The organism is Paenibacillus filicis (assembly GCF_038070315.1).
Lineage (GTDB): Bacteria > Bacillota > Bacilli > Paenibacillales > NBRC-103111 > Paenibacillus_G > Paenibacillus_G filicis.
Window position 1 is genome coordinate 31,083 of the sequence record NZ_JBBPCC010000038.1, and the last position, 11,011, is coordinate 42,093.

Below are 11,011 nucleotides of genomic sequence, written 5' to 3' on the forward strand. Positions count from 1 at the left end.
GGAACTCAAATTCCGGTTTGAAGCAGGATCATACGTTCGATCAGAAGGGCGAGCCGTCCCCACGGCTGCGCCCCCTGCATCCAATTCCTTTAATTCTGCCTTCAGCCGGGCCAGCTTGCTCCGGACCGGGAGAAACTTCGGGTCATTCGCCTGCAGCTTGGATAGGAATGCTTCCCCGCTCCTGATCCGTTCCAGTAAATCAGTTCGCCGGTCCATCCTGGCTCAACTCGAATTGCTCCACATAAACCTGCAGGTCCGCCGTCAGCCCCTTATGCTCGATGAACGAGTATAGAATGTCCTGGCTGAGCTGGACCGTCTCCACGACAGTCAGCAGCTTGTTTTGTTCGTCCTCCACGATCCAGTTCATTCGATGGCCAGTACGCTGCACCATGCTTTCGTATTCGCATATTCCCGCAACCAACGTTTCTGATTCGACAAAGGGAACCGTTTCCTCGATCAACGCCACCATTGACTGATAATCAGAGCCGTTAAAGTCCACCCGATCAATTTCAGCCAATTCGCAAATCTTTTTGCAGAGCGTATAGATGTGCCAGCCGTTCGGAGAGTAATCAAAGCATACCCGGCGAAACTTTGCGATTTCGTCCAACGCTTGTTCCCGACGAGCCTGGGCCAACTCTTCCCCTTCCAGCTTACCGAGCCGTTCGAACCATTCCAGCGCTCTGCGGCCCGCTGTGGCCGCGTCTGTGATACCTGTTTCCGCGATTTCGATATTCTCTACGTCCTCCACAAGCCTGCTTTGACTGTACGGATGAAATTTGTTAATCATATGGCTGTTCGCCCCTCTCGTAGATAAATGATTCGTTCTTCCTCGCTGCCGAATGTTTGCATCTTGCTATGCATGGCCCGTTCTAGCTCCTTCTTTTCGCCTTCCCGCCATTCACGAATGATCTGCTCCGGCTTGTCGAACTTCATGCGGAAGGTTACCTGCTGTGGGCCGTTACGATTCTTCAAAAGCTGAATCATGTAATCATCAAGGATTGGGATGAGTTCGCGGGATGCAAGGTCACCCTTCAACTCAGGTCTGTAGGCTCCGAGAAGGATATCGGCGTTTTCCTCAATCGTGCCGCTGTCCCGGGCGTCATCGAAGCTCACCGGCTCCGATCCGTCCCCGCCCTTCCGGGAGGTCTGTACCAGGACAATGAACAGCTTTTTCGTTCGTTTGGCGAGCTGCTTGAGTTCGGCGGTCATTTCGCTCATTCCCTCATACTTGGCCTTTCCGCCTGTAGCCTTGATATACCCCAGGTAGTCAACCAGCACGATTTTCTGCTCAACCGCTTCGAAGTATCGTTCATCGGCTGTCATGATCACATCTTCCATCTGCTCAAGCGTGAGCCGGTTCGCCTCGTAAACAAGCAGTTTGCCTTTCATGCCCGTCTGCACCTTCTGGTGATATTCCTCATGCCGGAAGTTGCTGTATTCGTTCAGAACCTGTCTCTGACTGATTTTATGGTTAATTGCAGCTATCTTTGGGTAAAGGTCCGAGTCTTGCTGTTCGAAGGAAAAGAAGGTGCAGCCCACGTTCAGGTTTAATGCCGCATTCTCGATTACGTTCAGTGCGAAGGCTGTTTTCCCAACTGATGACCTGGCAAGGAAGTCAAGCACCCAGCCCGTCGGAATCCCCATGCCCGCGTTTATGACCCGATCAAGTGGCGGATAGCCCAGCGTAAGATTATTGCTTGCAGCGCTGAACACCTTGTTCATGAACGACTCATACATGGCGTCAATGTCCTTGGTGTTCTCGAAAATGCTGATCTCCCGCTTCACCTGGAGCAGCCTATCCACGACCTCGACGTTAGCGCTCCACTTCTCCGCTAGATGGTTGGCAATGATCTGCTTCGTGAATGGATTCTCGACTGCTACCGCGATCTCCCGGGCGTATTCCTCTTGGAGCTGCCTATCAGGGGTCTGAGCAATCATCAGGTCCAGCAGGGCAACCTCGACGCTCTGGATATAGCCTAATGCCGTCTCCCGGTCCAAACCCTCCCGGACGAAATCATTCATGTCCCATTCCTTGCCGCTTTCATGGCGTCGGTCTGGAAGCATCAGGGCTTTAATGACCAACTTTTGATTCAGGCCCCGCAGCATGTCCGTGTTTTGCTTCACGCTGGCTTGCCCCACGGCGTTCTTGTCCGGGACCAGAACGATAACCGTGTCATCCTCTGCAAGCTTCAAAATCCGTCGCCCCTGTTCAAGTGTGAGCGAAGACCCCATGCAGGCTACCGAAGCGTGAAATCCGATCTGATCGGCGGCTATCGTATCAAACTGCCCTTCGAAGATTAGGAGGTATTGATCCTTCTTCACCGCCAGCCGTGCATTGCTCTCGTTAAACAAGAATTGGCTTTTCTTGAATAGCTCGTTGTATATCGGCGAGTCCGGGTTCTCCGAGGGAAGCCGATATTTCCCTTTGAATCCAGCAGGCGGGTCCTTTATGAACCGCTCCGCATACCCAATTGCCATATTCCGATGATCGACCAGCGGAATGATGATACTGTGATTCTTCTCGCCATAGCCGATCTTGAAGCGGGTAACCGATTCTTGAGTGATACCCCGCTCCAGCAAGTAATCGACCGCCTCTTTCTGTGCTGCATGCCGGTTTGCTTTCTCCACAAGCGCCGCCTGCTTCTGCTGGGCCTCCTTGCGCCGGTAGTAAGCTTCGTTGTCCTGCCGGGATAGCTGAATGCCCTTGTCTGCAGCCAGCATTTCCAGCGCCGTATACGCGTCTACGTTTTCCTTGATCCGAATCAGCTCGATTGCGTCGCCGCCAACTCCGCAGCCGTGGCAGTAAAACGATTGCTTTTGCTTATTCACCCGGAAGCTCGGTGACTTCTCCGAATGGATCGGGCAAAGCCCCACAAACTCCTTGCCCGCCTTTCTCAGATGGGTATACCGGCCAGCGACTTCCGCGATGTCTACCTTGTCCTTGACCAGTTCGAAATCATTCAACCCTGCCGCCTCCTAGCCGATTACTGGATAATGCTTGATTACCAAGTTCGAGATAGCTGGAGGTCGATCATTTCCCGCTGCAAACTTTTCTGCCCGCCACATCACGCTTTGAAAATCTTGATCAGCGAAGGCTTTGCTCCATACATTTAGCACATTCACGTTAACGGGGAATTTGCCCGGATACGCTCCGCTGATAAAGTCCAGCAATTTAATTGTTTCGTCACGATTCATAGCCGCTACCCCTTTCCTTGTCCATTTTGTCTGCCAGTTCCCTAAAGCTTCCGGCCCGATCCTGCGGTTTCATCCAACTTCCGAGGGTGCTTTGCTGTTCCTGGTAATCCAAATACCGCTCTTTATTCAAGAATGTCGATCCATGCAAAATGTACCGTTCCTCAGTTGCCTTCAATTTGCATTGTTCGTTGTAGTTCTGACAGCAAAGGACTACGGTATCCGGATCAGCCCCGTTTTTGATAACCGTATTCCATGTCGTCATCGTTTCCTTCTTGCGAATTTTGCGCGGGTAGTTCGACCAGAACATTTCAAACTTTTCATGAAACACACACGTGTCTTTTAATTCTTTTTTAATTACTTCTTTTTTTAAACCTTTTTTAGGCGCCCCGGAAGCCGCGTCATTACTGGGCAAATCGGGTGTTTGAGTTATCGTTTCGATAACTTCGGGTTCTTGTTTTGATAACTCTTTTCCCGATAAAGTTATCGTTTCGATAACTTCTTGCTGTGATGATTGGTTATCAATTTGATAACTAGAAGGTTCTTGAAATGAGAACTTTTCGTCAGGCGTCTCAGTTATCGTTTCAATAACTTCTTGTTCTTGATTCGATAACCCGACCTTTTCTTTTTTTGACAACTTGATATTCTCATGAACCATTTCTTTGAACCTCACATTGTCCCATTCCCGAACAGGTCTGATTCCCCAAGAGTCATAGTCCTTGATGATTGAAAACTCATTTCCGGATCGATCCCAGGTTATGACTTTGTTTATTTCGAGCTGGATCAGCTCTTTCGAAATGTTCGTTTTCCCCACGCCGCACATAGAAAAATCTTTCAATTTCGCGATAAATGCGCTCTTTCTTCCGCAACCATAGGACAACCGAATGATGAATTGCAGAATGTCCTTCTGCCGCTTAGTGAAGTCCCGGCGGATGATTTCATCCCATATGTCGTTTGCAAGTCCTACGTATCCACGTTCCTTTTGTGGGTTCACCACGCCGGTATTCACCTACCCCTTATACTTTGAATGATGCTGTGATTTGCTTGAGGTACTGGTACCCATAAATGAAGCCCTGGATGAAACGATCCTCTTCGTTCAAAGATTCCAAGAATACACGGTCTTCATCGTAAACACGGAAAGCTTCTTGTTGCTCCTCAGAAAGCTGGTTTATCATGGTTTCATAGCCGTTATCTACGTCACGGACTGCACGTTCCATAAATTCAAGCGGTCTATTTATTTTCAAGAAATCAATCGCATGATACATATAGTGAAGCTTGGCGGTTTCCGCCAATACCTCTCTCATGCCCGCTTCATAAAACTCTTCATTTTCTTTTTTCTCGCTGGAGAACGGGGAACGAAAAGTAACCTCGTCCTCAAGCGCCTTACCGACCTTCTTATAATTAGCCATCATTATTCTTGTTGACATGTGTAACCTCCCCATAGAGGCCCCTTGACGAGTTACGCGATTTGCGATAATATTTACGCCAAGAGCTTAAACCTCGGAATTTGAATGAAATCCCCTCGACAGTCCGCCAAGATCAGCGAGGGAGATTTCGGAACAGCAGCTTCTCAATCTCTATGATTGGGAGGCTTTTTTCATTTCTTCCAACTGCCTGATAACCGAATCGATAGCTTCCAGTCGCTCGCCCTCAACTTTCAAGAATGTAGCCTTTACCAGTTCATGCGATGCCGCCAGTAGGTTGTTATCGTTGACCATCCCCGTTCCCCTCCTATCGAAGTATAGAAACCAATGTGACAAGTCCAAACGCTGCAGCCGGGCAGAAGCCGTAAAGGAAAAGCACCATGCCGATCAGCTCGCCGCGTGTCATACCGCAACCTCGTCCTTTTTCCGAATGGCTGCCTGCAGTTCAGCATCCACAGTAGACAAAAGCTTTTCTGCCTTCTCGGGGCTGATCCCGGCTTTTACGATATACTGGATAACATCCTTCCTCATAAGAGAAAGATTCCATTCGTCGCACCCTTCTTGTGTTCCAAAATGGATCGCGCTTATGCTCTGCTCATATGCTTTCGCAAGGTCCAGCGCTGTCTGGTAAGGAATCCGCGAAGCATGCCGTTCATACCATTTCAGCCATTTAACCGAAATGCCTGCTGCCTGAGCTGCTTCTTCCAACGACATCCCCGCTAATTCCCGCGCTTGCCGGATCGTGATTTTATAGCCGGTCATAATGTTTAAACCTCCTCACCAGCACGAGAAAGCGTGACTGTGACAAACCCCTGCGGATCATAATCAAACTCACTGATGGAAAAACCATTATGACAATATTCTTCAATCTTCTGAGAAGTCGCACTAGCCTTCGGAGCATCGTTAAGTTCAATTACTAGATATTTTTCTTGATACGAATGACTTTCGTAATCATTTGCTTTAACTATGCCCTCATCCGGAATGATACCACTGTTGAACCAAGCTGCATTTTCTTCGCTGGCAATGCAAATGTCGATTTGGCAATCGCTTATGTGTTTGCTGAAAGAGTGTAATCCAAGATCAAAAGTGAGTTCACTATCGTCCAGTTTTACCCATACGGCATCTGGACCACCTGGTCTTTCGATGTACTCGGTATCAACCTGCGCTCCCACGATGCTTACTAGTGGATCGACCGAATCTTTTGATTGTAATTCCAAACTGCATTGAACATTGTACTTTTTGATCACTTCGAACAGATGAATGATTTCCCCAGGATCCGATGGAGTCATTAGGGTAACGCCTTGTTTCTTTTGCGGTTCATTGAGTTCAGGAAAGATATGATCGCGGTAATCATCATTTGCAATGCCCAATAGGTTCGCGAGATTCTCGAGTCGTTGGCTGCGTTCAAGGAACCCGCTGTGGTTTAAATGGTCGCCAGCTCCAAGGACTTTTTCGGCATCTTTGCTTGCCTTGCCGGCCTTGAACATCAAACCATCGAAAGCATCTAAAAGGTCCTCAAAGCAAAGTGTGCGGATGTAAGAAATCAATGCGGATTCGTGATTACTCAATTTCATAGGGTTATCGCTCCTTATAGGTTTCGTTTAGAAAATCGAAGTACCAATCATAGTCCCGCTCCTTCTGGAGCTTTAGGTGAGTAAGTGTCTCGTCTACCGAAATCCACCAGTTGCACCTGTACCGTCTATAAAACTTCTTTTCATTCTGCAGCAAGGCGTCCTGCATGACCTTCCGAACATCATTGTGCTTATGAATCTTCAAGAATAACAACCAAGTATCCAACGATTCCAATCTGTTCTTATCAATGACAATCTGTGCGACCAGCCATTCAACACCGTTAACACCTTGAGCCAGCTTATCCACCAGAATTTCGTGTTCAGCTTTGAACGTAGCCTCTTTCTCCTTCATCCAGTCTTGCATTGTCCCCATCCCGTCTACACCTTCCATTTTTTTGTAACACTAAATCTCGTACACCTTGTCTCTGAAAGATGTTAAGCGGATCAGCCTCCCTAAATAACAGCGATTAATCCTACCCGCTTCAACAACGCCGGGAATTTGGCTGGATAATAATGCGGGGCTGTCTCTCTCGGATTTTCTGGACTGATAACATTCTTGCCGTACTCAAGTCCAGCATCTGTAATGGATTTGAACTTTTTGACTTGCCCTCTGCTAGAGGGTCGCTCTTTTTCTTCAAGTAGACCATATGAGATCAGCAGTTTATTAAAACTTTGGGTGGAGATATTGACCCCATGTTCTTCAAGTAAAATGGTAGCTGCAATGGTATGCTCTTCGTCTGCATATGCTGGCAAAGGAACGTTAAGCCCGTGCCGCTTCGTAAAATCCCCTAATAGCTTTAAGCGGCCACTGTCCGGAAGTCTTAATACATTAGCTGTCACTTCGACCATATAGGCTTCTTTCTGAAAATGCAGAAGGTCAGGAACGGTGTGTCCAGGTATTTCATAGCGGCCAGTGCGTCGAATGGCAGGCAGCACTTCGCTTGTTATCCATCGCTTGTATTCCTTTGCCTTGGCTTTGATTTCGGGATTGTTTCCCTGCTTTGCAGCTCCGAGAATTAGGCTATAAAGCCCGGACTCATTCGTAAATTTCTTATGCTGCACCCCGCCACCTGTAAGGACTGGATGGACCATCAAGTCCTCGTCATCGATATGATTCCTTACCGCTGCGTAAGGATCAGAGAAAGTCAATGAAATGGCAGCCTCCGTCGTTCCGAACCATTCTACGCCATTCACCACAATAACCGGCAAGTCACCAAACATCTGGTGATTGAAGACTTGAACTTGCCCTTCTTTATCCATTCATCTTTCTCCCTTCATTGGGTTATTGAACTTTGCCCCTTCTCCTTCGAGAAGAACGGTTCAACTCGTCAAAGTACCGATCAAGGAACTCACGCATAGCTGCAGCTCGGAACATCCATTGTCCGCCTTCGCATCCATTCGAGATGTAAGACATCTCTTCTTTGAACTCGGGGTTCAGGAGGATTTTTTCTTTCAGCCAATCCCGCTTCCGGCAGGTTTCGTGTTCTAGGCGTTTGAGGTCCCACCATGAGCCTTCACTTACTCCTTCAAGGATTCGTTTAACTTCGTCTTTAGCAAGTTTTTCAACTGTAGATTCATCAACAATTATTTTAAAAGATGCATGTTTTTCCATTTATACCCACCTCAGACATAATAGTTTAATTGTTCCAAAGTGAATAAATTCAAAAATATTGACGATAATAATTTTATCGCTTATAATCATATTTAGATAATATTATTATCAAAAAAGACATGACTAAACACTGATTTCGTTTTCGAATAGATCAGGAAACAGTTTTTCTAACGGTTCATCAAAATAATGCGACAAGCGAATCATCAAGTCTCTACCGGGTTTGAAAGTTCCATTCTCTATCATTCTTAGGTACACAGTAGATATGCCAAGTTCTGATGCTACTAATGATAATGTGCCTTTGTTCTTACGACAGGACGAGAAATAATTTCTTTTCTTGGTGTTTTTCATCACTGCAACGCTCCTTTCTTTGAAAACTGTAACTTGATTATATTTGATAAAAAATTTATCGTCAACACTTATTTTGATATTATTTTTATCAATAAAAATGAAAGGTTGTTTCATTATGAAAATTGGCAAACTGTTAACCGAATTAAGGGTTAAAAAACATCTTACTCAACAGCAAATGGCAGATATGCTTAATATTAAAAGAGAACGTTATAGCGCATGGGAGAATGATATTTCTTCGCCGAGAATGGGAATGTTACAACAAATTGCATTTCTTCATAAGGTTCCGCTTGACTATTTTTTTGGAGTCAAAGAAGAAGAGAACCCAGCTACAATACTAGAGGATGACGAAATAGAAATAAGAGCTATTCAACGAGCTGCAAAAAACATGTCACCAACAGACAAGAAAAAAATGCTCAATATGATCAAAGCAGCCTTCGAGGAGGCTTTTAACGAGGATGATTAAACCGGACTACAGATCAGCAGAGCGAGCAGCATGCGATCTATTATGTGAATATGAAATTAATCAACTTCCTATACCGTTAGAAAAGTACAATAAATCTTTTAACGACCTAAGAATTAAGTCGTATTCGTGGTACGCAGAAAAGAACTGCATATCTATTGACGAAGTAATTGAACACGCTGATAGTGATAGTGGATGTTGTTGGTATATTCCTAAAATGAACAAATATATGATTCTTTACAATGACACGATAAAGAATCAAGGCCATATTAGATGGACCATAGCTCATGAATTGGGACATTATATTTTGAACCATAACAAACGCACAGGAAAGTCAATCATCTCCAGAAGCGCACTGAGCGATAAAGAGTATCAAGCTTTCGAGAAAGAAGCAAATTGTTTCGCAAGATCACTTCTTGCGCCACCAAGCGTGTTAGTAAAACTTAAACAGTTTAACGCAAAAGAACTAAGCGAATGGTGTGAGGTGTCTTTAAATGCAGCATCGAATATTATTAGTTTTTTTCGCAAAGGACTTTTGCTTGGAAAAAACCATTTTAATAATGAAAAAGTTTCTAATTTGTTTTCGGATTTTATTTTTAAAAAGAACAACGAACACACATGCCTAACTTGTAAGCATCATTTTATCCATGCTTATCCTAAGTTTTGCCCAATATGCAGGAGTAAAAATTTACTAAAGAAAAAGGAGAAAACCTATATGATTTATGACGGCGTATTTTTGGACGAAAATTATCGAGCAATTCGATGTCCTCAATGCGAAAATGAGGAAATAACTAGTGGAAACTATTGTAAAGTATGCGGGATCACGGTTGTTAATCGTTGCGATAATAGGTATTTCAGTAATGGACATGAAATCATTGAATGTGATGCTCCAGCAGATGGAAATGCAAGATATTGTACGGTCTGTGGTGAAAAAACTCTTTTCTTTAAAAACAAAATTTTACGTGACTGGAAAGAATCATATCAAGAACTTTTAGTTAAATTTTCAGACCGGATGTTTAAAAGTGGAGACCTGCCTTTTTAACACCAAGTATCCGATTCTATAACACACTAATTCATTTTGAAGAGGAGACTGCTGACATGGCAAGCTTTCAGAAATACAACACAAAAAATGGCCCTATGTGGATGTACAAATACTACTTGCCTACCATCGATCCCAAGACCGGCAAAAAGAAACAATCCACTAAGAGGGGGTTTAGAACGAAAAAGGAAGCTTCGCTTGATGCCGCGAAAACCGAGCAGGAAATCGCTAACGGAACATTTGTTATTGAAGATCGATTCATGACATTTAAGCAGCTTTTTGAGCAGTGGTTCGCTACGATCAGTACCACATACAAACCACCAACAAAAAAATCAGTAATGAGCAAATTCAATAAGCGGATTCTCCCGCACTTCGGACATCTTAAGCTAAAAGACATTACAAAATCATATTGTCAGGATGTATTGAATGCTTGGCATAAGGAAATAAAGTCAGTTGAAAACATGCGGATGTATGCCAGCCTTATTTTTGAACATGCCATAAAGATGGAGATTTTGTCCAAAAATCCAATGAAAGATACTATTCTTCCAAAGAGCGAAGAGGATTTTTTTGCTGACGATACTGACAAACGAAATTATTGGGAGAAGCACGAAATCAAGCAATTTCTTGAAGCCGCGGAGAATGAGTTCTCACTTCGGGATTATGTTATATTTCACACGCTCATCTATACCGGCGCTAGAAAAGGCGAAGTCCTTGCACTTCGTTGGAATGATATAGACTTCAAAAACAAAACGATGAGCCTTAGCAAAACGCTCTTCCAAGAAAATCGTCAGTCACTTTCCTTGACATCTAAAACCGCTGATTCCAAACGAGTTATCAGTCTGGACGACACCAGTATTAATTGGCTGAAAAAACTGAGAACTGAGGCATCTAAAGGGACGGTCGTAAGTTTGGACGGCCAGGCCAACAGTCTTGTTTTCGCTCGAAAAGATGGAGAAGGAATTCGCCTAGCCCACCCTAATCGCAAACTTCAAAAATTGATTGAAAAACTGAATCTTCATTCGATTACTGTTCACGGCCTGCGCCACACCCACGCATCTCTTTTGTTTGAGGCTGGGGCGAACATCAAGGAAGTGCAGGAACGATTAGGACACTCAGACATCAAGATGACTATGAACATTTATACGCATGTCACAAAGGCGGTCAAAGAAAAGACAGCGGATCGTTTCGAAAAGTTCATGCAACAATAATTCGTAGGTGGTCACGGAATAGAAACCATAAACAAATATGGTCAAAAAATGGTCACCTACTTTAACTATCAATTCCGCACACCTCAAAACCCCCGTAAAATCAATGATATTCACCAAAACCTCTACCCTATTTCTGTGCATCGTATTTCTTGCCTCC

At 44.7% G+C, this 11,011-nt stretch carries 15 protein-coding genes; 3 read left to right on the forward strand and 12 right to left on the reverse strand.

Annotated features, from left to right (window positions below; translation table 11 throughout):
• Nucleotides 1-199: 199 nt before the first annotated feature.
• The 12 genes from WMW72_RS34090 to WMW72_RS34145 all read right to left on the reverse strand — a co-directional run bounded on the left by WMW72_RS34090 (nucleotide 200) and on the right by WMW72_RS34145 (nucleotide 8,261).
• Complete coding sequence (locus WMW72_RS34090; protein WP_341420051.1) at nucleotides 200-787, reverse strand: hypothetical protein; 588 nt, start codon at nucleotides 785-787, stop codon at nucleotides 200-202.
• Complete coding sequence (locus WMW72_RS34095; RefSeq protein WP_341420052.1) at nucleotides 784-2,964, reverse strand: DnaB-like helicase C-terminal domain-containing protein; 2,181 nt, start codon at nucleotides 2,962-2,964, stop codon at nucleotides 784-786. Before WMW72_RS34095 ends, WMW72_RS34090 begins: the two co-directional genes overlap by 4 nt.
• A gap of 12 nt (nucleotides 2,965-2,976) precedes the next feature.
• Nucleotides 2,977-3,195 (reverse strand): replicative helicase loader/inhibitor, encoded by a 219-nt coding sequence (locus tag WMW72_RS34100; RefSeq protein ID WP_341420054.1) that lies wholly within the window; start codon nucleotides 3,193-3,195, stop codon nucleotides 2,977-2,979.
• Nucleotides 3,185-4,201, reverse strand: a complete 1,017-nt coding sequence (locus WMW72_RS34105) for a replication protein (protein WP_341420055.1) — start codon at nucleotides 4,199-4,201, stop codon at nucleotides 3,185-3,187. The genes WMW72_RS34100 and WMW72_RS34105 overlap by 11 nt, the downstream gene beginning before the upstream one ends.
• 7 nt (nucleotides 4,202-4,208) lie before the next feature.
• A complete protein-coding gene (locus WMW72_RS34110; RefSeq protein ID WP_341420056.1) occupies nucleotides 4,209-4,619 on the reverse strand; it encodes a DUF6809 family protein in 411 nt (136 codons plus the stop codon).
• Between the two features lie 150 nt (nucleotides 4,620-4,769).
• A complete protein-coding gene (locus WMW72_RS34115; protein ID WP_341420057.1) occupies nucleotides 4,770-4,910 on the reverse strand; it encodes a hypothetical protein in 141 nt (46 codons plus the stop codon).
• A 108-nt stretch (nucleotides 4,911-5,018) separates the two neighbouring features.
• Nucleotides 5,019-5,378: a helix-turn-helix domain-containing protein gene (locus WMW72_RS34120; protein ID WP_341420058.1), complete on the reverse strand. Its 360-nt coding sequence runs from the start codon at nucleotides 5,376-5,378 to the stop codon at nucleotides 5,019-5,021.
• Between the two features lie 5 nt (nucleotides 5,379-5,383).
• Nucleotides 5,384-6,190 (reverse strand): hypothetical protein, encoded by an 807-nt coding sequence (locus tag WMW72_RS34125; RefSeq protein WP_341420059.1) that lies wholly within the window; start codon nucleotides 6,188-6,190, stop codon nucleotides 5,384-5,386.
• 4 nt (nucleotides 6,191-6,194) lie between these two features.
• Entirely contained in the window at nucleotides 6,195-6,560 is a 366-nt protein-coding gene (locus WMW72_RS34130) for a hypothetical protein (RefSeq protein WP_341420060.1), read from the reverse strand.
• A gap of 80 nt (nucleotides 6,561-6,640) precedes the next feature.
• Entirely contained in the window at nucleotides 6,641-7,447 is an 807-nt protein-coding gene (locus WMW72_RS34135) for a BRO-N domain-containing protein (protein ID WP_341420061.1), read from the reverse strand.
• A 22-nt stretch (nucleotides 7,448-7,469) separates the two neighbouring features.
• Nucleotides 7,470-7,799 (reverse strand): DUF771 domain-containing protein, encoded by a 330-nt coding sequence (locus WMW72_RS34140; protein ID WP_341420062.1) that lies wholly within the window; start codon nucleotides 7,797-7,799, stop codon nucleotides 7,470-7,472.
• A 123-nt stretch (nucleotides 7,800-7,922) separates the two neighbouring features.
• The gene (locus tag WMW72_RS34145) at nucleotides 7,923-8,261 is read right to left on the reverse strand and encodes a helix-turn-helix domain-containing protein (RefSeq protein ID WP_341420063.1); all 339 of its coding nucleotides are present in this window, start codon (nucleotides 8,259-8,261) and stop codon (nucleotides 7,923-7,925) included.
• A gap of 1 nt (nucleotide 8,262) precedes the next feature.
• Here WMW72_RS34145 and WMW72_RS34150 point away from each other — a divergent pair, with 1 nt between their 5' ends.
• Genes WMW72_RS34150 through WMW72_RS34160 form a run of 3 tightly spaced genes read left to right on the forward strand, consistent with a single transcriptional unit; the run spans nucleotide 8,263 to nucleotide 10,854 of the window.
• Complete coding sequence (locus WMW72_RS34150) at nucleotides 8,263-8,610, forward strand: helix-turn-helix domain-containing protein (RefSeq protein WP_341420064.1); 348 nt, start codon at nucleotides 8,263-8,265, stop codon at nucleotides 8,608-8,610.
• Entirely contained in the window at nucleotides 8,603-9,649 is a 1,047-nt protein-coding gene (locus WMW72_RS34155) for an ImmA/IrrE family metallo-endopeptidase (protein WP_341420065.1), read from the forward strand. Before WMW72_RS34150 ends, WMW72_RS34155 begins: the two co-directional genes overlap by 8 nt.
• A gap of 56 nt (nucleotides 9,650-9,705) precedes the next feature.
• The gene (locus WMW72_RS34160; protein WP_341420066.1) at nucleotides 9,706-10,854 is read left to right on the forward strand and encodes a site-specific integrase; all 1,149 of its coding nucleotides are present in this window, start codon (nucleotides 9,706-9,708) and stop codon (nucleotides 10,852-10,854) included.
• Nucleotides 10,855-11,011 lie beyond the last annotated feature (157 nt).

Bases quoted from the DNA above. Each gene is read 5' to 3' on its own strand.
- WMW72_RS34160 (WP_341420066.1), top strand. From the start codon at position 9,706: ATGGCAAGCTTTCAGAAATACAACACAAAAAATGGCCCTATGTGGATG.
- WMW72_RS34120 (WP_341420058.1), bottom strand. From the start codon at position 5,378: ATGACCGGCTATAAAATCACGATCCGGCAAGCGCGGGAATTAGCGGGG.
- WMW72_RS34135 (WP_341420061.1), bottom strand. From the start codon at position 7,447: ATGGATAAAGAAGGGCAAGTTCAAGTCTTCAATCACCAGATGTTTGGT.
- WMW72_RS34155 (WP_341420065.1), top strand. From the start codon at position 8,603: ATGATTAAACCGGACTACAGATCAGCAGAGCGAGCAGCATGCGATCTA.
- WMW72_RS34140 (WP_341420062.1), bottom strand. From the start codon at position 7,799: ATGGAAAAACATGCATCTTTTAAAATAATTGTTGATGAATCTACAGTT.
- WMW72_RS34150 (WP_341420064.1), top strand. From the start codon at position 8,263: ATGAAAATTGGCAAACTGTTAACCGAATTAAGGGTTAAAAAACATCTT.
- WMW72_RS34110 (WP_341420056.1), bottom strand. From the start codon at position 4,619: ATGTCAACAAGAATAATGATGGCTAATTATAAGAAGGTCGGTAAGGCG.
- WMW72_RS34090 (WP_341420051.1), bottom strand. From the start codon at position 787: ATGATTAACAAATTTCATCCGTACAGTCAAAGCAGGCTTGTGGAGGAC.
- WMW72_RS34130 (WP_341420060.1), bottom strand. From the start codon at position 6,560: ATGGGGACAATGCAAGACTGGATGAAGGAGAAAGAGGCTACGTTCAAA.
- WMW72_RS34145 (WP_341420063.1), bottom strand. From the start codon at position 8,261: ATGAAACAACCTTTCATTTTTATTGATAAAAATAATATCAAAATAAGT.
- WMW72_RS34100 (WP_341420054.1), bottom strand. From the start codon at position 3,195: ATGAATCGTGACGAAACAATTAAATTGCTGGACTTTATCAGCGGAGCG.
- WMW72_RS34125 (WP_341420059.1), bottom strand. From the start codon at position 6,190: ATGAAATTGAGTAATCACGAATCCGCATTGATTTCTTACATCCGCACA.
- WMW72_RS34115 (WP_341420057.1), bottom strand. From the start codon at position 4,910: ATGGTCAACGATAACAACCTACTGGCGGCATCGCATGAACTGGTAAAG.